Below are 22,691 nucleotides of genomic sequence, written 5' to 3'. Positions count from 1 at the left end.
CATGACGCCAGACGCTTCGACGAACCGTCTGGCCCGCGTGCTGGGCGGCATGCTGCTCGGAATGGGTGCGCTGCACTTCGCCGTCCCCAAGCCGTTCGACGAGATAGTCCCACCCGAGATCAGCGATGCGCTGGGGACCGACGCCCGCGCACTGACCTACGCGTCGGGGGTCGCAGAACTCGGCATCGGCGCGGGACTGCTCGTTCCGCAGACCCGACGACCCGCCGCGGCGTCGGCGGCGGCACTGTTCGTGGCGGTCTATCCGGCGAACGTGAACATGGTCCGGATGTGGTGGCACAAGCCCGCGATGTACAAGGCCATCGCGATCGGCCGTCTGCCGCTGCAGATTCCCCTCATCGCGGCCGCGGTGAAAGTCTTCCGCAACGCTTCGTGAGTCACTCCGACCACGCAGGCTTCCACCGCGTCGAGCAGGAAAGGCTCGACGTGCGCGCGCTGGTCGTCCTGACGCTCATCGCTGCCGCCGCGGGCGCTGTCACCGGATTCGTCGGCGGTGGGTTCCGCTGGCTTCTCGAGCACATCGACATCTGGCGCACGGGAACCGTTCTGGGCTGGACATCGTCACACGGTCCGTGGGGATGGCTTGTGCCGGTGGCGGTCTCGGCCGCCGCCGCAGCGGGTGCGACGTGGATTGCCGTCCGGGTCCCGCTCGCTGCCGGTAGCGGCATCCAACATGTCGAGGCGGTCGAGCGCCGCGAAGCCGATCCCCCGCCGTTGCGGGTGGTACCCGCGCGCTTTGTCGGCGGTCTGCTCTCGATCGGGCTGGCCGGGATGGTGCTCGGCCGCGAAGGACCGACGGTGCACATCGGCGCGACGATCGGTGCGGCTGCGGGGCGCCTGTTCCGTGCGAGCGCCGACGAGGTGCGGGGACTGCAGACCGTCCTGGCCGGAGCAGGTCTCGCCGTCGCCTTCAACGCCCCCATCAGCGCGGCGATGTTCGTCTTCGAGGAGATCGCGAAGAACGTCCGTATCCGACTTCTGGTCTGGACTCTGGCCTCGGTCGCCACAGCGGTGGGGTGCTCACGTCTCGTCCTCGGCGATCACCCCGACTTCGCGGTGTCGGCGATTGCACGTCCGAGCTTCGCGCTGCTTCCGGTGTTCGTATTGTTCGGAGCATTCGTCGGCCTGGTGGGAGTAGCGTACAACTGGCTCATCCGTGCGATGCTGCGCTGGTTCGATGCACTCGCACGTATCCCCGCCGTCGTGAAAGCCGCCGCTGTGGGGGCGGTCATCGGCGCGGTCATGCAAGTCGATCCCGATCTCGTTGGTGGCGGGGACGCGCTGTCGCAGAAGATCTTCGACGGTCAGCGGTTCGCGCTTCTCACCCTCATCGTTTTTCTCGCCGTGCGGTTCATCGGCGGACCGTTGTCCTATTCCGTCGGTACCCCGGGCGGCATCTTCGCGCCGATGTTGGCACTCGGCGCACTGCTCGGTCTGCTGTTCGCGCGGTTCGTCGAGCTGTTCTCCGACGATCTGGGGCGGCGGCTGGTGTTGTCGCTGGTGCTCGTCGGCATGTCGAGCCTGTTCGCCTCGGTGGTCAGGGCACCGTTCACCGGCATCGTGTTGGTCATCGAGATGACGACCATCACGAGCGTGACCGTCCCCCTCCTCGCGGCCGGCGCCGCGGCGGTGATCGTCGCGTCACTACTACGCAGTCCACCTATCTACGACGCACTCCGTGAACGGATGCTCCGCGCGGGTCACCCGGCCTGAGGTCACGGTGCCGTGACCCGGCTCAGCGCAGCGACCGATAGTGCGCTCGTGTATCCGGTTCGAGGTGTTCGACGGCGTAACCGAGTGCGGTTCGCCCCATCTGCGCTGCGTGGGCGTCGAGGTAGGACAACAGTAATGAGCCGTCGACGCGTTTGCCCATCTCCCGCAGCATCCAGCCGAAAGCCTTCTGGATCAATGGCCGCCGGTCGTCGACCACCAGCGGGGCCACCAGCTGCAACGCCTGTGCGTCACCGTGTTTGAGCCATGCGAAGGTGCCGATGATGCCGATTCGTCGTTCCCACAGGTCATCTCGCCGAGCGAAGTCGGTCAGCACACCGGGATCGGCTCGCTGCCATGACCATTCCCCGAGGACCGGATCGGCAGACGAATCGACGAGATCCCAGTTGTTCACCCTGCCCGCGGCAACGGCGGCGAGGTACACCTTTGCCCACGCGTCGACGTCGTCGGGCGCGGCCCGCTCGAACCCGTCGCGTAGGCAGAACAGGCCCGCGAGCCGTACCTCGTGGGCGGCCGAGTCGACCAACTCGGCCACCTGTGTGCGGTCGAGACCGCGCGCTGTCCGCGCGATCGCACGCAACTGCGGTACGCGGACGCCCAGGAACCGATCGTCGCCGCCGTAGCCGCCGGGACCTGCCTGGAAATAGCGCGCCGCGGACTCTGCTCTGTCTGGATCGGCGATCCGCTCGATGGCCTCGCGCACGCTCTCGGCCGAGACACCCTCGGTTCCATCCGCGCCCGCCCCGCGCGACGTCGAGTTCATGCGTCGGGCACGAGCTCCGAGATCGGGGTCGGCGTCTGCAGTTTCGGCCGGGTCTTCATCACCGCGCCGACCTTGCCCGCACCCACGACCGCGGTGAGCACACCGTCCCTGCTGTAGTAGGCGAGGAACTTCTTGCCGTCGTCGGAGACGATGTGTACGTCGTCGTCGGCTCTCGGGTCGCCGAGGACCTGGATCTTGAGATCGAACTGGTCGCTCCAGAAGTACGGCACCGCAGCCGCGACCCCCTCGCCGCCGGTGATGTCTGCCGCGACGACCGCTGCCTGCTCGACCGTGTGGTTCCAGTGCTCCACACGCCTCGGCGACCCGGTGCCGTCGAGCCAGTTGGCGACGTCCCCGACGGCGTACACGTCCGGTACCGATGTATGTCCCGTTATGTCACAGGCTATTCCACCACCCACCTCACGCGGTGCGAGCTCGATGCCCGAACCGTCGAGATAGTCGGTGACAGGTACCGAACCGATCCCCGCGACGACGAGGTCCGCGGGTAGGACTGTCCCGTCGTCGAGTCTGACCTCGCGGACCACGTCACCGTCTCCCGCGACGATCTCCGACACCCCGACACCGGTCAGCACCCTGACACCGTTGGCTTCGTGCATCCGGGTGACGAGCTCACCGATCCGCGGGCCGAGAGCAAGCGCAAGCGGCGTCGGAGCCGGTTCGACGATCGTGACGGAGACACCCTGCGACGAGAGACTCGCGGCGACCTCGCATCCGATGAATCCTGCTCCGATCACGACCGCGTTCTGGGCCGAGTCGATCGCGGACCGCACCGCGAGTGCGTCGGCGAACGTGCGCAGGGTGTACACCCCCGACATCCCGTCGGTACCCGGGAACGTGCGTGGCCGGAGGCCGGTCGCCAGCACGAGCGTGTCATAGTCGACCACTGTGGAGTCGCCCGCGGTGTCGACGACGGTCACCGCCTTGGCGCCGGTGTCGATCGAGGTGACCGTGCATCCGAGCCGTAACTCGACATCGGCTTCGGTGTAGAAGCTCTCGGGTTTGAGGTCGACGCGGTCATCCTTGCCGAGCAACACCGACTTCGACAGCGGCGGACGGTCATAGGGCGGATGTGGTTCGGCCCCGATCAGTGTGATCGGCTTGTCGTAGGAATCGGCACGCAGGTTCTCTGCCACCCGAACAGCAGCCAGACCGGCTCCGACGACGACAACACCGGGTGTTGATTGCATGAGATCCTCTCGCTCGACGCCCCGACCACCCCTACGCGACATAGCTCGCACCGAGTGTCGGGTGACGGCCCCGGTCGTCACGTGCTGTCCGCGATCAACGGGTGACATCGCCGACAGGGGTGAGGTCGGCCAGTAACCAGTTCCCGTCGACATTACGCATGTGTGCCCACCGAGCAATAGGGGTTCTGGTGTCCGACTTCGTATCGCCCGCCAGCACCTCGTCGACGAGGACGAGGACGCGCGCATCCGGCGGCGAGTACTCGGCGACGCCTGCGCCGACGACAGTCGCGTCGACCGTCAATCTGCCTGCGACGGCACCGGGCAGCACGGCGTCGGCACCATCGAGCGCGTATCTGGTGCCGAGCGGGTCGGTGAGGCCTGCGGCCACCGAGAGGCGCTGCGCCCGGGTCATGTCGGGCGTGGTGCGCAGGGTCTGCGCGACGATCCGCTCGGTTGCGCCGAGCAGCGCCGAACGCGCCGCTGCGTCGGGCGACGGCCTGGTGGCGCGCACGCCGAGCCACGCCGTCGCGGCAACGACGATGGCCACGACGAGAAGCACCGACACCGCGACCAGCACTCCACGCGTGCGCCGTGGCACCCGGTGGTGGACGACCAGTGCGCTCATACCGGCACCAACCTGGCGATCTTCCACGCTCCATCCACCCGTTCCAGCGACAGTCGTACCGTGACGACGTCGGCGTCCGGGTCGGCGCCCACCAGCGCCGGATCCGAGGCCTGCGCGGTGACGAGCGCCTCGGCGCGCGCACCGTCGGAAGTCGATGTGGGATCGCTGATCAGTCCGGCCGCCACGACACGCCCCGACGTTCCGGTCCGAGTGGACGACACCGCGGCGACGAGCGCATCGCGCGCCGCGCTGAGTCGATCGTGTTCGGCGCCGGTGCTGCTCGCGATCACGCGGTCGGCGTAGCCGCTCGCATCGCCCGGCGTCGCGGTGAGCATCGTGTCGACCGCACCGCGTGCCGCCTCCAGTGCGCCGCGCTGTTCGTCGACTCGCGCGTCCTGACGGCCACCGACGACGACGAGCCAGATGATCGACACCAGCCCACACACGACGAGAACTGCCGCGCAGACCATGGTGATGCGCAGCCACCGCGACCGGCGGGCTGCCCGTTCACGCAACGGGCGGGCGGCGGCGACCCGGGCGACCCGGGCCGCCCGGGTCGCTTCCTCGACGCGCGCGACCGCCGCGTCGACGCGGTCGGGCGATGTCTGTTCCACGCCGCTCACGCGAGCACCTCCACGTGTGTCAGCAACCAGCGACCGCCGGCGTCGGTGAATGACGCACTCACCGTTCGCTGTTCGATGAGGGGCGCGGCGTCGGCGCGCGTCGTCGTGACGGTCGCGGTCATCAGCACGGTTCCGCTCCCCCTTTCCGCGCTCGTGACGGCCGTATCACCGGGACGCCATTCGACACTGCTGACACCGCGTGCGGGCTCGCGATCGAGTTGCGCGGCGAAGCCACGCGCGAAGTCGCCGCCGACGAGTGCACGAGCGTGTGCACGTTCGGCCTGCCACGTCGCGGCATGCACGGTGAAGACGGCAGCGATCGTCGGCCCGGCGTGCGCGCGCAGGTCGTCGCGTGTCTGCGCGACGGCACTGTTGTGCGCCACGGCGCGCGCCGCCCCGACCACACAGAAGGCCACGACGACGAGGGCGACCACAGCGCACACCGCGAGCACGACGGCACGCCGCGTCCGGATGATCGTCGTCCGACGTCGATCGGCGCCCCATTCCGCCGTGGGCGTCGCGCTCACGGCAGGTACTGGACGGCGCTCACCCTGAGCGCTCCGTCGTCGGGCACGACGAGCATGCGTAACCGGAACTCCCGCACGGGCGCCGGCGTTTGACCGCGATAGGCGACGGCGGCGACGACGAGAACCGTGGCGTCGTCGCCCGAGCGCCCGGATACGCCACTGCCTTCGACCGTCGCCTCACCGACGGTTCCGGTCCGCCGCACGTAGTCGGTGTAACTGGTTGCCGATTGCGCGAACTCGTCGTGGAACGCGCCCGTGGCACGGTCGAGTATGCGTCGTGCGCGGTCGGGATCGGACGGATCGGCGGACAACAGCAGCGACGTGAGCTCGCTCGCTGTGTGTCGGTAGTCGTCGTCGGTGTAGGCATGTGCGGACCGCGCCCACGCGGCGACGCCCAGAGCCGCGGCGAGGACGGCGCCGATCACCGCGATGCCGATGACGACCCACCAGATCCGCCGCACACCCGGCCGGAGACCGGCATGGACTTCTGCGTCAACCAGATCGTCGACGGCCCTGCGCAACTGCGCGCGAGCGGCGCGCTCGTTGTCGAGCAATGCGCGATCGCTCGACGCGGATTCGGCTTCTGCGCGCCCCCTCATGACGCCAGCCCTCCTCGTGTCGACGCTCGGGTGTACGTGGGCCTCGCGGCGCCACCACGCATCCACCCTAGGGTGTCTCGGCGAACTCTCACCAGATCATCGGCGCCAGGAACGTCGCCGCGAAGTCCCGCACACTTCTCGGCTCGCGTCGCGATTCGTCCGACGAGGGCATTTCCAGAAACGAGATGACCAGTCGCACATGAATTTCCACGACGTCGAACAGATCCTTGTCGGGCATCTGCGCACCTGCGGTGCGTAGCACCGCCGCGATACGTGCGGTGGCCATCTCGACGAACAGTGCGCCGAGCCCTGTGGTGAGACGCCTCATTCCGTGGTCGGCGAGAATCAGCCGGTTCACCAGCGGATCGTCGGAGATCATCTGTGCGCCCTGGAAGAATGCCTCGATCACCGCATCCGCCGGCCCGAGACCGGAGACCGCGGCCTCGAGCGTACGCATGCCGCGTTCGTAACGGTCGGCTGCGACAGCGTGCAGGAGGGCGTCTTTGTTCGGGAACCGGCGGTAGAGCGTGCTCCTGCTTACCCCGGCTCTCGCTGCCACCGCGTCGACGTTGGCCTGCGCGACGCCGGCGGCCGTGAACTCCTCTGCCGCTGCAGCGAGTATCGCCGCTTCCTGATCTGCGGGACTCCGGGTGTTGCGCCGTTTGCGCGCCCCGGCAGGTGCCGGCGGTTCCGCTGTGCCCGATGTGGCGCCTCTGCTCGACCGCCCGCGATGGCTCATCGACGCCACAGTGTGACCGGCAATCGATCCTTGGGAACCGGCAGTGCGCTGTAATCCATCGGCATCTCGTAGCCCCGCGGCACCGACCATTCGTAGTCACGCAGAAGGTGATGCATGATCGTCTTGATCTCCATCTGCCCGAAGTACAGTCCGATGCATTTGTGCACACCACCCCCGAACGGCGCCCACGCCATACGGTGCCGCTTGTCCTCCGCACGTTCGGGTATGAACCGTTCTGGATCGAAGCGATCGGGCTCCGAATAGATCTCCGGATCGCGATGATTGGCCAACTGGGGTACCGAGACCATCGTGCCTGCGGGAATGAAGTAGTCGCCGATCGAGGTGTCGTCGACCGCGGTGCGCGGCTGGGACGGCACCGGCGGACACAGGCGCAGGGACTCACGCATCACGAGATCCAGCGTGCCGAGGTGCCCCAGGTCGTCGTACCCGAGTTCGCCGGCCAGGTCGTCGGATTCGTCGCGAGCGCGCTGCTGCCATTCGGGGTGTCGGGCGAGGTGATAGGCCATCTGGGTCATGGTGATGGTCGAGGTGTCGTGTGCGGCCATCAACACGAAGATCATGTGGTTGACCACGTCGTCGTCGGTGAAGCGTTGTCCCTCTTCACTTTCGGCGTGGCAGAGAACCGAGAACAGGTCGGGTGTCTCGCGCGCACGTTTGTCGTCGATGGCGGAGGCGAAGAACTCTTCGAGGACGCGGCGTGACCGCAGTCCTTTCCACCAGCGTCCGCCGGGCACGGGTCTGCGTACCAGTGCGACTCCCGCGCGGACGGTCTCGATGAAGGCCTTGTTGAGCCGGTCCGCATCCTCGCGGGGTAGGGCGACGCCGAGGAATACCTCGAGCGCGACGTCGAGCGTCAGCGCCTTGAACTTGTCGGCCAGCAGTACCTTTCCGGTCGCGAAGCGCTGCATGCGGTCGGCGATCATGGGCGACATCTCCTGCATGTAGCCCTTGAGCGCGGTGTTGGCGAAGACCTGCTGCATGATCAGCCGATGGTGACGGTGTTCCTCGAAATCGAGGAGCATGAGCCCCCGATTGAAGAACGGGCCGATCAGATAGCCCCACGCTGGGCCGTTCGCGAACGCGCGATCGCGGTTGCGCAGGATCGTGTCGGCGGCGTCGACCCCGGAGGCGACGACGATCCTCTTGCCGAGCGCATTGATCCCGTACAGCTGGCCGAACCTCGCGCGACGGTCCGCCGCGAAACCGAACGGGTCGCGCCGCATCGACAGCACTTCGAGCATTCCGTTGCGGTCGGCACACTGCACGGCGCGTAACCCGCTTCCCGGGGGCGCGGGGGCGATGATCGTCATGTTCGGCCTTTCTGTCCCGGCAGAGCTCTCGATCGGAGCACGTGCTCAACAGCGGTACGGCGTCGATCGGATCAGGACGGCCTGCAGGCCGATATGTGATCCACATCTCCCCCCATTGGAACAGATCGACAGAAATGTCTCTATGATTTGCCGAACTCCGCGCCTTGGCCACGTCGACGCAGCACATCATGGCACCGACGCAGACGGTCGTGCCACCACGCTGTGGTCGCCGGGTCGGCGAGCGTGGCGGGTGCGAGGTCGACGTCGGGGCCGAACCACCGCGGGGTGACGACGCCGTGCTCGGGCAGGAACGGCTCGGCGACGTCGACGGTGAACAGCGAGCCGGTACCGAGCCCGCACGCGAGGTCGAGGCGTGGAAGGGCTGCTGCTGCGGCGACCCCCGCTGCCATGCCGACCGCGGTGTCGAGCGCACTCGACACGACAACGGGCAGACCGATCCGCTCGGACAACGCCAACACCGATCGCATGCCCCCGAGCGGCGCCACTTTGAGGATCGCGACATCGGCTGCGTCGGCGGCGACCACGCGCATCGGGTCTGCGGCCTTGCGGATCGACTCGTCCGCGGCGATCGGAACGTCCACGGCACGCCGCACCTGTGCCAGTTCGTCGACGGTGGCACACGGCTGCTCCGCGTACTCCACCTCCCCGATTGCACTAATCGACGAAATTGCTTGCGGTACAGTCCACTTGCCGTTGGCATCGATCCGCACGCGGGGTATCACGGCGCGCGCCGCAGCCACACGGTCGACATCGTCCGACAGTGACTGCCCGGGCTCGGCCACCTTCACCTTGGCGGTCGTCGCTCCGGGATAACGGGCGAGTATCTCGGCCACCCGATCGGCCGCTACGGCGGGAACCGTTGCGTTGAGGGGCACCGTGTCACGTTGTGCGACAGGCGGTCCGAGATAGGCCGCCTCGATTCCCGCGGCCAGCCACGGCGCCGACTCCTCGTCGTCGTATTCGACGAAGGGCGCGAACTCGCCCCACCCCGCCGGCCCACGGAAGATCAGTGCCTCACGGCGCGTGATCGAACGGAATCTGGTGCGCATCGGTAGCGCGACGACCTTCGCCGCCTCCAGGATCTCCTCGACCGCAGGCATTATCGGGCCCCCTGGCCCGCCGCCGGAGCTTCCCGTCATCCTCACACCCGCGCCGAGAGGAAATCGCCTGCGAGACTGGCGAATCGGGCTCTCTGGTCACGGTGCACGGAGTGACCGGCGTCGATGATCTCGAACGAGCCGTCGGGCAGCCGCTCACTGAGTGTCCGAAGGTGGTGCGGCGGAAGAAAGCTCCGCCGTCCGCCGGAGATCACCAGCGTGCGTGCACGCACGTCCTCGAGTGCCGACCACCACTGCGGCGCCGCCACCGCGAACTCGGCGTTGACCTGATCTGTGACAGACCTGTCGTAGCGGAGGAACGGACGCGGGTCGATGATCAACTGCCCGAGCCCGCGCAGTCGCTCACCGAGGGTCGAATCCACCGCGATCTCCTCATCGAGGTCGGCCTTGTCGCGCGGCATCGGGGGGACCTCCTCGAGGACCAACCGCCGGACGCGGTCGGGCTGGTCCATCGCGACCCGCAACGCTGTGTGTGCACCGAGCGAGTGACCGGCGAGATCGACGGTGTCGAGGTCGAGTTCGTCGAGCACGAACCGCACGTCGCCGCTGAAATCGTCGAGCCCGTAGCGCTTCTCCCGACTGCTGACACCGTGCCCGCGCATGTCCACCGACACCACGGAACGTCCACGCCGACGCAGCGATCTCGCGAACGACCGCCACGTGGTGTGATCCGAGGCCATACCGTGCAGGAGAACCACCGGGACGTCGGTGTCGATCGACCCTGACACCTCGACGCCGAGCGACTGCGTGGGCGCTTCGTCGGTGCCGGTCCGCTGACGATGGAGAATACGCACGCCTTCCGAGGGTAGTCGCGACGTCGTGCGCCTCCCGTCACTGCTACCCCGAGTCCCGGGTCGACTGCTCTGTTCGTCGGGCGCTGCGATCATTCACGACACGGGGATCGGTAGTCGATGCCGTGGACGTAAGTGCGCCACTCGTCGGCCGTGATCGGGTCACCACCCTGTGCACACAGCCCGTCGATGATCCTGTCGGGGCCCAGGTTCCAGCTCTCCATGAACCCGCCCTGACCTGCCGCGAGGATGCGATCGTCAGGCAGGAATCGGACGTCGTAGACCCGCCCGGGATACGACCGGAGCACCACGTCGGCGGCGCCGTCGGTGAGGTCCCACACCCACACCTCGGAGTTGCTCCCGCCTGCGATCACCCGTGTGCCGTCCGCGGAGAAGCCTGCGCTGTACAACTGCCCCGCGGGCCCGGAGAGCTCAGCGGTTCTGCGAGGGTGCTCCTTGTCGGAGATGTCGACCACCTCGACGTTGCGTTCCTCCGACGTCGCGACGAGTCTGCTGCCTGCGGGGTCGAAGCGCACCGAGAGCGCCGATGCCTTGAACGCGATCGGGTCCGGATAGGCGCGCGGTGCCGCGGGGTTCGACAGATCCAGGAGACGCACCGGTCCCGTGACGGTCGCCACCGCTGCGGTGCGGCCATCCGGACTCAACGACGCCCACGCGATGCCGCCGCCTGCATCGAAGCGGGAGACGACCCGAGGGGCCGAGAGCGTCGATGCGTCGATGACGGTGAGGTTGTTGCCGTCGGTGGCGCCGGTGACGGCGAGTCCGGAGCGTTCGCTGTAGTCGACGGTTTCGTTCAACGTCGGCTGGGCTGCCACACTGCCGACCACATGCGGTTTCTGCGGATCGCTGTAGTCGGCGAATTGCACGGTGCCGGTCACGGTTCCAGTCGTGACGACGCGACCCGAGGGGGTCATCACCACTGCCCCCGAGTAGACCGTTCCCGGGGCCGGAACGAGATCGGGCCCGCTACGCACGAGCCCGTCGCGCTCGACGCGCCACTGGGTGATACGACCGTCGGTTCCGGTGTCTGCGGCGACGATCGCCGTCGCATCGCGGTTCGCGGGAATCTGATAGACGCTGTTGGTGCCCACCGACGACATGCCGCGCACCGGCGGCCAGTCCTGGACCCGACCGTCCTCACTGGAGGCCACCACGTGGTCGCCTGCGAACATCACCGACACCGCGTTCGACGATCCGGTCATGACCTGTGGCGCCGCGGCGGGATCACTACGATCGAACACCCGGATGGTGTTGTCCGCGCCGGCCCCGACGACCTTCGTCCCGTCCGTGCTGAGTCCGACGGCGTTCACGTAGCTGTTGAAGCCGGTGAAACGCGCCACCGACCGCGGTGCCCCGGGATCGGCGACGTCGAACTCGTCGATCACGCGGCTGCGCAATCCGGCGAGTAGACGCGATCCGTCCGGACTGTAGACGAGCCCCTGCGCGAGTTCGTTGTCGCGCCACTGATCGAGCGGGATCTCCCCGGTCGGGACGAGTGCGTCACCATCGACCCGCCACAGATCGATCCGCCGATTCGCGCTGCTGGTGGCCAGCGACTTCCCGTCCGGACTGAACGCGGCCGCACCGGCCACGCCTGCGACCTTCGGTGGCAGCGGGATTCGCCGCCACGTGCCGTCGGCTGCCACCCACGCCGCGACGCCCGCGTCGGGGACGGATGCGATGACCATCCGACCGTCGGGGCTGACGGTGATCCGGTTGATGTCTCCGCTCACCTCGGGAAAATCGTACTGGCGCGTCGGACGCGCGGGGTCGGCGATGTTCCAGGCGGTGATCGTTCCACGTCCCCCGAGCAGTAGCGTCCTGGCGTCGGGCATCAGCGCGACACCGGCCAGCCTGCCGCCTCCGCCGGGCGCACGGAAGTCGGCGATCCGCGACGCGATGCCACCGTCGTCGACTCTGAACAGCCGCACCTGGCCGCCCGCGCCCGCCGCGGCGATCAACGACCCTGCGCGCGACATCAGCACCGACCCGGGATCGCCGAGATAGCGGACCGGAACACCACGACCTGTGGCATCGATGAGACGCGATCGCGCCTCGAGCGTGGGCGACGACTCGTACGCAACCATGGCGAGCTGGGCCGACATGAACGGGTCACGCGTCCCGAGGTCTGCCGACTGCACGGCGAGCTGTCGGCTCAACGCCTCGTTCCGTGCGTCCTCGGCGTCCTCACGCTGGTGAATCGCGTTCACACCGGCGACGACCGCGAACACCGCAGCGAGCAGGGCGACGACCGCGAACACCGCGGCGAACAGCGCGACCCGACGCAACTGTGCCGAACGACGGCGCTCACGGTCGACGAGTGCGGCGCGACGTGCGTTCGCGGAGTTGAGGAATTCGCGACTGACCGGATCGATCGGGTCGTCCCCGGCCCCCTGCGCCAGCTGATCGAAGACCTCGAGTCGGGATCCGCCGATCAGCATGTCGTCGGGCCTGCCGTCGGCATCCCACGGTTCGGAGTACGCGCGCAACCTGCGGCGCAACAACAGCTGCTCACGATCGTCGTCGATCCATTCGCGCAGCCGAGGCCAGGCGGTCAGCAGCGCCTCGTGGGTGACCTGAGCGTGCGACGACGACACGGTGACCAGACGCGACGCAGCGTAGTTCTCCAGCACGTGCGCGGCCCGGTCGTCACCGTCGACGGTCAGTTCGTCGAGCGGAACACGTCGTCGGGTCACCGCATCCTCGTCGACGTTCACCATCGCGAGCAGCATGCGTCGCGCGATCTGCTGCTCATCGGGTGTCAGTTCCCGGTAGACCTTCTCCGCTGCCTGCTCGACCGCCCCGCCGATGCGGCCGGTGGCGAGGTAGTCGCGCACGGTCATGCGTCGACCGTCGGATTGCTCCCAGGTCGCCAACAGCGCGTAGGACAGCAGCGGGAGATCACCCGCCGCCGTGGACCCTGCCGCGGGCACGGCGTCGTCGAGGAGCATCTCCACCAGTTCGGGCTCGACCTCGACGTCGGAGACTCGCGCGGGGCCGACGATGATCTCGCGTAGCTGATCACGCTGCATCGGCGGAACCACCAACTGCGCGTTCTCCAGTGTCTTCGGAACCCATGGGACGACGCGTCCGTAGAAGTCCGCGCGCAACACACCGACCGGCACGACGTCGGATCCCGGCGCCGTTGCGGCGTCGAGAATTCGCGTGATCGCGAGCTTGCGCGCGTCGTCGGAGTTCTGCGTCCACATCTCCTCGAGCTGATCGATGATCAGCAGTGCGGGCCGCTCCGGGTGCTCGTCGGCATCCAACTCGTTCATCGCAGCGTCGAGTGCGGCGAGGGCATCGTCTCCCGGGGTCATCACCGCGTGCCGCCAGCCGGCCAGCGGGCCCTCGTGGGTGACCTGGGCGAGCAGCCCCGCGCGCACGAGTGACGATTTCCCGACGCCCGACATACCGACGACCATCACGCCGCGAGCCATGTCGTTGGCCTCACGATCCGGACTGCGGGTCGCACCGATCAGATCGACGAGTCGTGCGACGAGATCGTCACGTCCGAAGAAGAGTTGATTGTCGGCCGGCCCGAACGCGGCGAATCCGCGATAGGGGGATTCCGGGCGAGTACGCCGCCGACCCGTCCGACGCGCGCTGCGCTCTACCGCCTCCCACCACCTGGCGACGTCGTCGGATTCGGTCACGCCGCAGACCCCGAGCACCCTGGTGAACATGGCCCGGCTCGCACGGGTCGGGGCGTGCTGTCCGGCGAACCAGCCCGCAACGGTTCCGAGTAGTGCGTCTGCGTCGGCGGCGACATCCCGCACACTCAGTCCCGCCTGAACGCGTAGTTCTGTGAGTGCACGCCCGAGTTCTTCACGCGTGCTCACCGACTCCGGCCTCATCAAGCCTCCTGCTCTTTGTGCAGGTCAGCGTATCGACAGTCGTATCGACTTGCTGTCCGAACGCGCCAGAGACACCACGTCGAACGCGGGACCGAGAAGATATTTCCACCGATGAGACGACAACCTGGTCGCCCGACCACAGTCGGTCTCGCGGCGCCCGTCCACTCTCGGCGTCAACACAGGGAGCTCAATGAACGAGACACCACCGGTAGCCCGGCTCCGCCCGACACACCTGCATCGCATCGATACCGTCGGGCAGGGTCCGGTGCGCGCACGATTGTCCGCGCGCGAGGTCGAGGTACTCGTCGCGTGGCTGCATTCGGAGTCCAAGGAAGAAGCGGCCAAGAGCTTGTTCCTCGGTGCCACGACCGTCAGCACCCACATCTCCCGTATCCGCGCGAAGTACAACGCGGTGGGACGCCCTGCGCCGTCGAAGGCCGCGCTGTTCGTCCGCGCGATTCAGGACGGATATGTCGAGCTCTCCGATTGGTGACGCCGCAGCAGCGTCCGAACCACCCGTCAGCGAGGCGGCTCCCGACGTCGATCTCGGCGGTCGGAGCAGTTGAGGTGATCGAAGTCGATGTCACGCCCGCGGCCGCGTTGGTGTGACGGGCAACCGCTCCCCATCCTCGGTCACGGGCGTGACATCGGCGTCGCAAAGGAAGTCCAACGCCAGTTGTCGTTTCTCGCGTGCCGCATCCCCTGAAGACACGCGTGAACCGGGTCAGCTGTCGTGGAACCACCTGCTGTTCTTGGCCCGCCACACCATGTCCTCCCAGTAACCCCACGTGTGGGTGCCGGTGTTCGGGAAGTCGGTGCTGACCGGAATCTTCTGCAGAGCCGCGGCGACCTCGAAGGCTCGCGTCTGTGCCAGTGCCGCAACCTCCAGCGGGGTCCCCTGGATCGACGACACGGCGTCGGTGTTGTAGCGCCCCCAGGTCGCCGAGCCGGATGCGATGCGGATCTTCATGCCGCGCATACGGGGTAGCTGTACGAGCGGATCGTTGGCCTGCCATCGCGCACTCCACGGCGGCCCCCACATCGCGTCCGCGCTCAGCGGACCGACGCCTGCCTGCACTCCCGCGTCGATCAGCGCGACGCGGATGGCCTCGCGCATCGTCGGGGCCGACAGATTGAGGTACCCCGACATAGAGAAGATGCTCGAGATGCGGTTGCGGTGGTAGGCGCCGTAGATCATGGCGGCGTTTCCGCCCATCGAGATGCCCATCATGGCGTACTTCTGCTTCGGACCCACTGCGAGGCCGCGCGCGTCAAGTGCACGGATGATCGCGTCGAGCCTGCAGGTCCACCGGTAGCGGTAGGCGATCTTGCTGCCGGGACTCTTCGACTCCCAGTCGGAGTAGAAGCTCGCGAGTCCCCCGACGGGTTCGACGACGTTGACCCCGGAATCCGCCATGCGTTGGATGCGCGTCTCGTGACGCCAACCGCTCATGTCACTGGTCGCACGCAGACCGTCGAGCACGATGACGGTCTTGTAATTGCCTGCGCGCGTCCACATGTCGACAGGACTCGCGGGCATACCGCATCCTCCGACGTAGAAACGTCCGAAGGAGGCGGCATTCGCCGAGCCCGCATTGACGAGTCCGACGCACAGCGCTGTCGCGACCAGCACCACCAGAACGATCACGCGCCGCACGGGCATGGCAGACCACCACGATCTCTTACGCACCGGTGAACCGTATTGCGGTCACCGACGCCCGGGCCAGCCCACAGAGGCGTCGTGACCACAGGTCTCCGACATTGAGACCCGGCAGTTACCAAAGTGGCGGATGTGACAATTGTTAACTAGAGTTATTCATCTTCTTCAAAGCCGAGCGGTACTCGACGGCGACGCGCTCGCCACCCAGAGCACACGAGATCACGTCGAACCGGCTCCCCCGGGATTCGCTGCCGACCGCCTGCGAGCAACGGAGAACGCCCTGCTGCGCAAGCGATGTGGCGACGTCGCGCGGCGTATCCCACAGGTCCGTGCACATCGGCCCGCTCCACAGATAGCCACATGCCTCCGTGCCGACGGCGACCAGTTACCTCCGGAGGCCGGCAGTGGCAGCCGGCATGACTGCCGACCCGCCGGACATAGCAAAGGCGCCCGGTCACTTTCGTGACCGGGCGCCCTTGTCGACTCAGTGAGTCAGAGCATCAGTGAAGCGAAATCACTTGATGATCTTGGTGACTCGACCCGCACCGACGGTGCGGCCACCCTCGCGGATGGCGAAGCGCAGGCCCTCGTCCATGGCGACAGGCTGGATGAGCTTGACGCTCATCTCGGTGTTGTCGCCCGGCATGACCATCTCGGTGCCCTCGGGGAGGGTCACGACGCCGGTCACGTCGGTGGTACGGAAGTAGAACTGCGGACGGTAGTTGTTGAAGAACGGGGTGTGACGGCCGCCCTCGTCCTTGGACAGGATGTACGCCTGGCCCTCGAACTCGGTGTGCGGGGTCGTGGTGCCCGGCTTCACGATGACCTGGCCACGCTCGACGTCCTCACGCTTGAGGCCGCGGAGCAGCAGACCGGCGTTGTCGCCTGCCTGAGCCGAATCGAGGAGCTTGTGGAACATCTCGATGCCGGTGACGGTGGTCTTGGTCGACTTGTCGCGGATGCCGACGATCTCGACTTCCTCGTTCACGTTGACCTCGCCGCGCTCCACACGACCGGTGACCACGGTGCCGCGGCCGGTGATCGTGAAGACGTCCTCGACGGGCATCAGGAACGGCTTGTCGGTCTCGCGGACCGGGTCCGGGATCGACTCGTCGACAGCGTCCATCAGGTCCTCGACGGACTTGACCCACTCGGCGTCACCCTCGAGAGCCTTCAGCGCCGACACCTTGACAACCGGTGCGTCCTCGTCGAAGTCCTGGGCGGCCAGCAGTTCGCGGACCTCCATCTCGACGAGCTCGATGATCTCCTCGTCGTCGACCATGTCGGCCTTGTTCAGGGCGACCAGGATGTAAGGCACACCGACCTGACGGGCCAGCAGCACGTGCTCGCGGGTCTGCGGCATCGGGCCGTCAGTGGCGGCGACCACGAGGATCGCGCCGTCCATCTGAGCAGCACCGGTGATCATGTTCTTGATGTAGTCGGCGTGACCCGGGGCATCGACGTGCGCGTAGTGACGCTTCTCGGTCTCGTACTCGACGTGGGAGATGTTGATCGTGATACCACGAGCCTTCTCCTCCGGAGCCTTGTCGATCTCGTCGAAGGCCGATGCCTTGTTGAGCTCCGGATACTTGTCGTGCAGGACCTTGGTGATAGCCGCGGTCAGGGTGGTCTTGCCGTGGTCGACGTGACCGATGGTGCCGATGTTCACGTGCGGCTTGGTCCGCTCGAACTTCGCCTTCGCCACTTGTATGTCCTCCTGGACTGTGTTGCTCTACTGGGCGGATCCCAGCAGGGGTTTTCTCTTACGTTGTCCGCGCCGTTGGCGCGCGGTCAAAGCCGTGGACCGGCCGGCGAATTACTCGCCGGTGGCCTTGGCGATGATCTCCTTCGACACGTTCGCCGGAACCTCGGCGTACGAGTCGAACACCATGGAGTAGTTAGCCCGGCCCTGGGTGCGCGACCGGAGGTCGCCGATGTAGCCGAACATCTCCGACAGCGGGACCTGTGCCTTGACGACACGGGCACCACTGCGCTCCTCCATGGCCTGGATCTGGCCACGGCGGGAGTTCAGGTCGCCGATCACGTCACCCATGTAATCCTCCGGAGTCGTGACCTCGACGGCCATGATCGGCTCCAGGATGACCGGGCTCGCCATCTTCGCTGCCTCTTTGAGAGCCTGCGAACCGGCGATCTTGAAGGCCATTTCCGACGAGTCGACGTCGTGGTACTGACCGTCGAGCAGCGTGACCTTCAGGTTGACCAGCGGATAACCGGCGAGCACACCGTACTGCATGGCGTCCTGCGCACCGGCATCCACCGACGGGATGTACTCGCGGGGGACGCGACCACCGGTGACGGCGTTCTCGAACTCGTAGGTCGCACCGTCCTCGGCATCCGTGAGGGGCTCGAGCTTGATGATGACCTTCGCGAACTGGCCGGAACCGCCGGTCTGCTTCTTGTGCGTGTACTCGTGCTTGTCGACCGTCTTGCGGATGGTCTCGCGGTAGGCGACCTGTGGCTTGCCCACGTTGGCCTCGACCTTGAACTCGCGCTTCATGCGGTCGACGAGGATGTCGAGATGGAGCTCGCCCATACCGCCGATGACGGTCTGGCCGGTCTCGTCGTCGAGCTGCACGGAGAACGTCGGGTCCTCTTCGGCGAGCTTCTGGATCGCGGTGCCGAGCTTCTCCTGGTCGGACTTGGTCTTCGGCTCGATCGAGACGTTGATGACCGGGTCCGGGAAGCTCATCGACTCGAGCACGATCGGTGCGCTCGGATCGCACAGGGTGTCACCGGTGGTGGTGTCCTTGAGGCCGATCATCGCGTAGATGTGGCCCGCGGTTGCCTCCTCGACCGGGTTCTCCTTGTTGGCGTGCATCTGGAACAGCTTGCCGATGCGCTCCTTCTTGCCCTTGGTCGCGTTGAGCACCTGGGTGCCCGCCGCGATGTGGCCGGAGTACACACGCACGAACGTCAGCTTGCCGAAGAACGGGTGGGCAGCGATCTTGAACGCCAGAGCCGAGAACGGCTCGTCACGGCTGGGCTTACGGGAGAGGATCTCCTCCTCGTTGCCGACCGCGTGGCCCTCGACGCTCGGCACGTCAAGCGGCGACGGCAGGTAGTCGATGACCGCGTCCAGCATCGGCTGCACGCCCTTGTTCTTGAAGGCCGAGCCGCACAGCACCGGGTAGTACTCACGTGCGATGGTGAGCTTGCGGATGGCACCCTTGATCTCGTCGACAGTGAGCTCTTCGCCGCCGAAGTACTTCTCGAGCAGCTCCTCGTCACTCTCGGCGATGGTCTCGAGCAGCTTCTCGCGGTACTCGGCGGCCTTCTCCTTGAGATCCTCGGGGATCTCCTCGATGGTCGGCTCCGCGCCGATCTCGACCGTGCCGCGCCAGGTGATCGCCTTCTGCTCGATCAGGTCGACGACACCGTCGAAGTTGTCCTCGGCGCCGATCGGCAGCTGCAGAACCAGCGGCTTGGCACCGAGACGCTCCTCGATGGTGCGCACGGTGAAGTAGAAGTCGGCGCCCAGCTTGTCCATCTTGTTGACGAAGCAGATACGCGGGACGTCGTACTTCTCGGCCTGACGCCAGACCTGCTCGGACTGGGGCTCGACACCCTCCTTGCCGTCGAAGACGGCTACGGCACCGTCGAGCACACGCAGGCTGCGCTCCACCTCGACGGTGAAGTCGACGTGCCCGGGGGTGTCGATGATGTTGATCTGGTTGCCGTTCCAGAAGCAGGTCACGGCAGCGGAGGTGATGGTGATACCCCGCTCTTTCTCCTGCTCCATCCAGTCGGTGGTCGAGGCACCGTCGTGGGTTTCACCGATCTTGTAGTTCACACCGGTGTAGAAGAGGATTCGCTCGGTCGTGGTGGTCTTGCCGGCATCGATGTGGGCCATGATGCCGATGTTGCGAACCTTATTCAGGTCGTTGAGCACTTCCTGTGCCACTTAATCGCCTCGCAATTTCGCTAAGAGGTGGTTGTGTTGGGTGCCGACCGAGCCGGTGGTCCGAGACGGAGCCACCGACCCGGACGAAATCACCAGCGGTAGTGCGCGAACGCCCGATTGGCCTCAGCCATCTTGTGGGTGTCCTCGCGACGCTTGACCGACGCGCCGAGGCCGTTGGAGGCATCGAGCAGCTCGTTGGCCAGACGTTCGACCATGGTCTTCTCACGACGCTGACGGCTGAAGGTCACCAGCCAGCGCAGCGCGAGCGTGTTGGCGCGGTTCGGCTTGACCTCGACGGGCACCTGGTAGGTGGCGCCACCGACGCGACGGCTCTTGACCTCGAGGGTCGGCTTCACGTTGTCGAGCGCGCGCTTGAGCGTGATGACCGGATCGGTACCGGTCTTCTCACGCGCCTGTTCGAGGGCCTGGTACACGATGCGCTCGGCGGTCGACTTCTTGCCGTCGAGCAGGATCTTGTTCACGAGCTGGGTGACCAGCGTCGAGCCGTAGACCGGGTCGTTGACGAGGGGACGCTTGGGTGCGGGTCCTTTACGTGGCATCGCTTATCAGCTTCCCTTCTTTGCGCCGTAGCGGCTGCGAGCCTGCTTGCGGTCCTTGACACCCTGGGTGTCGAGCGAGCCGCGGATGATTCGGTAGCGAACACCGGGGAGGTCCTTCACGCGACCGCCGCGGACGAGCACCATCGAGTGCTCCTGCAGGTTGTGACCCTCACCCGGGATGTAAGCGGTGACCTCGACGGAGCTCGTCAGGCGCACACGGGCGACCTTACGGAGCGCGGAGTTCGGCTTCTTCGGGGTGGTGGTGTAGACGCGGGTGCACACGCCGCGACGCTGCGGGCTCCCCTTGAGGGCCGCCGTCTTCTTCTTGGCGGCCTTGTCGTGACGGCCCTTGCGGACCAGTTGGTTAATCGTTGGCACTGGTGAGTTTCTTTCCTCGTTGTCGTCGTGTCGTGGTTTGTGCTCCGGGCAAACACACAGAGCCGATGTTCCGATTCTGGTTGCTTCCACAACTCGCCCCACCGGCACTTCTGTGCTGGTCAGTACAGTTATTGCTACCCCGAGGTCGGGCGTGTCAAACACCCGACAGCGGACTCGCTTGGTGTGGTCCGGCGCGCCTGGGACGTGTCGGGACGTTCTCTGCGAGAGAATGAACCCGATCCGATCACCACCGGTATCCCGGCGAGGGCATGCGGACGTCGCCCGGGCAGCCGGGCACCGACGATCCACTCTACCGACCCGATTTCCACAGGTCAAAAAACGGATCCACTGTCCTACTCGCAGCTCACCGCCGGGTGAACACGTGGTGTCGCGTACGGGTTGTCAACGGCGGAACGCGCTGTCGTGTTCCCGACGTCGTGCCTGGTCGACGGCGTGATCTCGGTGCGTGGCCATGCGTGACCGCCGAATCAGTGAGCGAGCAGAACCTTGAGCAGCACGACCACCGCGGCGAGCCCTGCGGTGGCAACGCCCGCCACGATCACTCTCATGCTCACCCGGTTTCCGCGTACACGCTCGACGACGATCGGCACGCTCGCGATACGTAGCACGACGACCGCTCCCGCCAGCCCGTGTGCCCATGCCGTCGGCAGCACATCGGCCCACCCGAGGGCCAACGCGATCGCGGGAAGGATCGCCGACGAGATGATGGGCGTCGCATCACGGAGTTCGTGGCGCACATGCGCCCGCGCACCGTCGTCCGCGGGCGGATGCTCACTCCCGGGGTGTCCTTCGTCGTGCGCGCCGCCACCCTGCGCCGACGACCCACTGTGACCGTGCGCCTCGGGAATGCTGCTCCCGGCGACGAGGTCGGCGAAGACGTGCGCGATGTAGGTCGTCAGCCCGGTCCCGAGGACCAACCAGACGGCCTCACCGTTCTCGACCGCATGCGCCGACGCCGTCACCAGGGCGGCGAGCACCATGATGTTCCCGTAGACGTACGCCGACAGCCGAGATGCCGCACGGTCCGGTGCGAGCGGCCCGCCTCGACGTCGCGTGAGGATTCCGCGCCATTCGGCGCGCGGGGTTCGGACGGGCGGGGTTCGGGCGGGCGGGACCTGTGAGGTCATGGCCTGATGCTGTCACGTCCCGGCCGCAGCGATGCGGTGTAACCCTCACCCGCCCGGGGATGACCCTCGCGTTGCGGTTGCCCAGGAGTGCGGTTTCCGCACCTCTGGGCAACCGGAATCGCACGGCGGCGTCGACGGACTGCCTGTCCCTACTTAGCCTGCGGCAGCCGTGCTGTCGCGCCACGACGCGCGGGGTTCGACGGAGGAGGCACCATCGGCCCGATGTCGCCGTCGGGAGCTGTGTCGAGGTCGACGACGACCGGCGCGTGATCGCTGGGTTTGGTCCCCTTGCGCGCCGCGCGATCGACCCATGCGGCCTTCACCCGTCCGGCGACGTCGGCACCGGCGAGTATCAGATCGATCCGCATGCCGAGGTCCTTGTGGAACATGCCCGCCTGATAGTCCCAGTAGCTGAAGACGCGGTCGTCGGGCCATCGATCCCGGACCACGTCGTGCAGGCCGAGTCCCTCGATGTCCTCGAGCGCCGACCGCTCGGCGACGGTCACGTGGGTGTGTCCGGCGAACGCGGCGGGGTCGTAGACGTCGGCGTTGGCCGGCGCGATGTTCATGTCGCCGCACAGCATGGTGTTCGACGGGGCATCGACGCCGGTTCCCGCAGCGACGACCTCGCGCAACCGCTCCAGCCACGCGAGCTTGTAGTTGTAGTGATCGGAGTCGGGCTCACGCCCGTTGGGTACGTAGAGCGAGTAGATACGCACACCACCGCAGACGGCGGACACGGCGCGCGCCTCCGGGTCAGTCGTCGGGTCGGGAAAGCCGGGCGCGCCGTCGAAGTTGTCGACGACGTCGTCGAGTCCCACCTTCGACAGGATCGCCACGCCGTTCCACTGTCCCTGCCCGACGTGCGCGAATTCATAACCGCGCTCGGCGAATTCGGGGCCGAGGACCGTGTCGAAGACGTCGTCGGAGAGTTTGGTCTCCTGCAGGCAGACGACGTCGGGTGAACGTTCGTCGAGCCACGGCAGCAGTCTCGGGATGCGTTGCTTGACAGAGTTCACGTTCCAGGTCGCCACGCGCATGCAGACCACGG

General features: G+C 66.8%; 21 protein-coding genes. 3 read left to right on the top strand and 18 right to left on the bottom strand.

Features of this window, described 5'->3' with window-relative positions; all coding sequences use genetic code 11:
* The first annotated feature begins 1 nt into the window (after position 1).
* Positions 2 to 394, top strand: coding sequence for a DoxX family protein (locus LK459_RS15775; RefSeq protein ID WP_227919457.1), 393 nt, complete (start codon positions 2 to 4; stop codon positions 392 to 394).
* Positions 391 to 1,731, top strand: a complete 1,341-nt coding sequence (locus LK459_RS15770; protein ID WP_227919455.1) for a ClC family H(+)/Cl(-) exchange transporter — start codon at positions 391 to 393, stop codon at positions 1,729 to 1,731. Before LK459_RS15775 ends, LK459_RS15770 begins: the two co-directional genes overlap by 4 nt.
* A 22-nt stretch (positions 1,732 to 1,753) precedes the next feature.
* Here the strand turns inward: LK459_RS15770 and LK459_RS15765 are convergent, their stop codons facing one another.
* The 11 genes from LK459_RS15765 to LK459_RS15715 all read right to left on the bottom strand — a co-directional run bounded on the left by LK459_RS15765 (position 1,754) and on the right by LK459_RS15715 (position 13,972).
* Positions 1,754 to 2,512 carry a DNA alkylation repair protein gene (locus LK459_RS15765; RefSeq protein ID WP_227919454.1) on the bottom strand — a complete coding sequence of 253 codons (759 nt, stop codon included), beginning with the start codon at positions 2,510 to 2,512 and terminating at the stop codon, positions 1,754 to 1,756.
* Complete coding sequence (locus tag LK459_RS15760; RefSeq protein ID WP_227919452.1) at positions 2,509 to 3,720, bottom strand: NAD(P)/FAD-dependent oxidoreductase; 1,212 nt, start codon at positions 3,718 to 3,720, stop codon at positions 2,509 to 2,511. The genes LK459_RS15765 and LK459_RS15760 overlap by 4 nt, the downstream gene beginning before the upstream one ends.
* Before the next feature lie 94 nt (positions 3,721 to 3,814).
* On the bottom strand, positions 3,815 to 4,345 hold the full coding sequence (locus LK459_RS15755; RefSeq protein ID WP_227919450.1) for a hypothetical protein: 531 nt from the start codon (positions 4,343 to 4,345) through the stop codon (positions 3,815 to 3,817).
* Positions 4,342 to 4,968, bottom strand: coding sequence for a hypothetical protein (locus LK459_RS15750; RefSeq protein ID WP_227919449.1), 627 nt, complete (start codon positions 4,966 to 4,968; stop codon positions 4,342 to 4,344). Before LK459_RS15750 ends, LK459_RS15755 begins: the two co-directional genes overlap by 4 nt.
* Positions 4,965 to 5,495, bottom strand: coding sequence for a hypothetical protein (locus tag LK459_RS15745; RefSeq protein WP_227919447.1), 531 nt, complete (start codon positions 5,493 to 5,495; stop codon positions 4,965 to 4,967). The genes LK459_RS15750 and LK459_RS15745 overlap by 4 nt, the downstream gene beginning before the upstream one ends.
* Complete coding sequence (locus LK459_RS15740; RefSeq protein ID WP_227919446.1) at positions 5,492 to 6,094, bottom strand: hypothetical protein; 603 nt, start codon at positions 6,092 to 6,094, stop codon at positions 5,492 to 5,494. The genes LK459_RS15745 and LK459_RS15740 overlap by 4 nt, the downstream gene beginning before the upstream one ends.
* An 88-nt stretch (positions 6,095 to 6,182) precedes the next feature.
* Positions 6,183 to 6,833 (bottom strand): TetR/AcrR family transcriptional regulator, encoded by a 651-nt coding sequence (locus tag LK459_RS15735; protein ID WP_227919444.1) that lies wholly within the window; start codon positions 6,831 to 6,833, stop codon positions 6,183 to 6,185.
* Complete coding sequence (locus LK459_RS15730; protein ID WP_227919442.1) at positions 6,830 to 8,164, bottom strand: cytochrome P450; 1,335 nt, start codon at positions 8,162 to 8,164, stop codon at positions 6,830 to 6,832. The genes LK459_RS15735 and LK459_RS15730 overlap by 4 nt, the downstream gene beginning before the upstream one ends.
* 140 nt (positions 8,165 to 8,304) lie before the next feature.
* The gene (locus LK459_RS15725) at positions 8,305 to 9,324 is read right to left on the bottom strand and encodes an o-succinylbenzoate synthase (RefSeq protein ID WP_227919440.1); all 1,020 of its coding nucleotides are present in this window, start codon (positions 9,322 to 9,324) and stop codon (positions 8,305 to 8,307) included.
* Positions 9,325 to 9,326: 2 nt separating this feature from the next.
* Positions 9,327 to 10,097: an alpha/beta fold hydrolase gene (locus tag LK459_RS15720; RefSeq protein WP_227919439.1), complete on the bottom strand. Its 771-nt coding sequence runs from the start codon at positions 10,095 to 10,097 to the stop codon at positions 9,327 to 9,329.
* 89 nt (positions 10,098 to 10,186) lie between these two features.
* Positions 10,187 to 13,972, bottom strand: coding sequence for an NACHT and WD repeat domain-containing protein (locus tag LK459_RS15715; protein WP_227919437.1), 3,786 nt, complete (start codon positions 13,970 to 13,972; stop codon positions 10,187 to 10,189).
* 190 nt (positions 13,973 to 14,162) lie between these two features.
* Here LK459_RS15715 and LK459_RS15710 point away from each other — a divergent pair, with 190 nt between their 5' ends.
* Positions 14,163 to 14,465, top strand: a complete 303-nt coding sequence (locus LK459_RS15710; protein ID WP_007236644.1) for a LuxR C-terminal-related transcriptional regulator — start codon at positions 14,163 to 14,165, stop codon at positions 14,463 to 14,465.
* A gap of 231 nt (positions 14,466 to 14,696) precedes the next feature.
* On the opposite strand, the gene LK459_RS15705 is transcribed toward LK459_RS15710, so the two are convergent.
* The 7 genes from LK459_RS15705 to LK459_RS15675 all read right to left on the bottom strand — a co-directional run bounded on the left by LK459_RS15705 (position 14,697) and on the right by LK459_RS15675 (position 22,680).
* Positions 14,697 to 15,635 carry an alpha/beta hydrolase gene (locus LK459_RS15705; RefSeq protein WP_227923792.1) on the bottom strand — a complete coding sequence of 313 codons (939 nt, stop codon included), beginning with the start codon at positions 15,633 to 15,635 and terminating at the stop codon, positions 14,697 to 14,699.
* A 511-nt stretch (positions 15,636 to 16,146) separates the two neighbouring features.
* On the bottom strand, positions 16,147 to 17,337 hold the full coding sequence (tuf, locus tag LK459_RS15700) for an elongation factor Tu (protein ID WP_007236639.1): 1,191 nt from the start codon (positions 17,335 to 17,337) through the stop codon (positions 16,147 to 16,149).
* Between the two features lie 111 nt (positions 17,338 to 17,448).
* Positions 17,449 to 19,554 (bottom strand): elongation factor G, encoded by a 2,106-nt coding sequence (gene fusA / locus LK459_RS15695; RefSeq protein ID WP_007236638.1) that lies wholly within the window; start codon positions 19,552 to 19,554, stop codon positions 17,449 to 17,451.
* Between the two features lie 89 nt (positions 19,555 to 19,643).
* A complete protein-coding gene (rpsG, locus tag LK459_RS15690) occupies positions 19,644 to 20,114 on the bottom strand; it encodes a 30S ribosomal protein S7 (protein WP_227919435.1) in 471 nt (156 codons plus the stop codon).
* A gap of 6 nt (positions 20,115 to 20,120) precedes the next feature.
* Positions 20,121 to 20,492 carry a 30S ribosomal protein S12 gene (gene rpsL / locus LK459_RS15685; RefSeq protein ID WP_039993009.1) on the bottom strand — a complete coding sequence of 124 codons (372 nt, stop codon included), beginning with the start codon at positions 20,490 to 20,492 and terminating at the stop codon, positions 20,121 to 20,123.
* Between the two features lie 488 nt (positions 20,493 to 20,980).
* Entirely contained in the window at positions 20,981 to 21,640 is a 660-nt protein-coding gene (locus LK459_RS15680) for a hypothetical protein (protein WP_227919433.1), read from the bottom strand.
* A gap of 149 nt (positions 21,641 to 21,789) precedes the next feature.
* Complete coding sequence (locus tag LK459_RS15675; RefSeq protein WP_227919431.1) at positions 21,790 to 22,680, bottom strand: exodeoxyribonuclease III; 891 nt, start codon at positions 22,678 to 22,680, stop codon at positions 21,790 to 21,792.
* Positions 22,681 to 22,691: the final 11 nt, after the last annotated feature.

The organism is Gordonia otitidis (assembly GCF_020735545.1).
GTDB classification, from domain to species: domain Bacteria; phylum Actinomycetota; class Actinomycetes; order Mycobacteriales; family Mycobacteriaceae; genus Gordonia; species Gordonia otitidis.
This window is presented reverse-complemented; position numbering and strand designations above follow the sequence as displayed.

Coding starts and splice junctions, on each gene's coding strand:
- LK459_RS15775 (WP_227919457.1), top strand. CDS start 2: ATGACGCCAGACGCTTCGACGAACCGTCTGGCCCGCGTGCTGGGCGGC.
- LK459_RS15765 (WP_227919454.1), bottom strand. CDS start 2,512: ATGAACTCGACGTCGCGCGGGGCGGGCGCGGATGGAACCGAGGGTGTC.
- LK459_RS15760 (WP_227919452.1), bottom strand. CDS start 3,720: ATGCAATCAACACCCGGTGTTGTCGTCGTCGGAGCCGGTCTGGCTGCT.
- LK459_RS15755 (WP_227919450.1), bottom strand. CDS start 4,345: ATGAGCGCACTGGTCGTCCACCACCGGGTGCCACGGCGCACGCGTGGA.
- LK459_RS15740 (WP_227919446.1), bottom strand. CDS start 6,094: ATGAGGGGGCGCGCAGAAGCCGAATCCGCGTCGAGCGATCGCGCATTG.
- LK459_RS15735 (WP_227919444.1), bottom strand. CDS start 6,833: ATGAGCCATCGCGGGCGGTCGAGCAGAGGCGCCACATCGGGCACAGCG.
- LK459_RS15730 (WP_227919442.1), bottom strand. CDS start 8,164: ATGACGATCATCGCCCCCGCGCCCCCGGGAAGCGGGTTACGCGCCGTG.
- LK459_RS15725 (WP_227919440.1), bottom strand. CDS start 9,324: ATGACGGGAAGCTCCGGCGGCGGGCCAGGGGGCCCGATAATGCCTGCG.
- LK459_RS15715 (WP_227919437.1), bottom strand. CDS start 13,972: ATGAGGCCGGAGTCGGTGAGCACGCGTGAAGAACTCGGGCGTGCACTC.
- LK459_RS15710 (WP_007236644.1), top strand. CDS start 14,163: ATGAACGAGACACCACCGGTAGCCCGGCTCCGCCCGACACACCTGCAT.
- LK459_RS15705 (WP_227923792.1), bottom strand. CDS start 15,635: ATGCCCGTGCGGCGCGTGATCGTTCTGGTGGTGCTGGTCGCGACAGCG.
- rpsG (WP_227919435.1), bottom strand. CDS start 20,114: ATGCCACGTAAAGGACCCGCACCCAAGCGTCCCCTCGTCAACGACCCG.
- LK459_RS15680 (WP_227919433.1), bottom strand. CDS start 21,640: ATGACCTCACAGGTCCCGCCCGCCCGAACCCCGCCCGTCCGAACCCCG.
- LK459_RS15675 (WP_227919431.1), bottom strand. CDS start 22,680: ATGCGCGTGGCGACCTGGAACGTGAACTCTGTCAAGCAACGCATCCCG.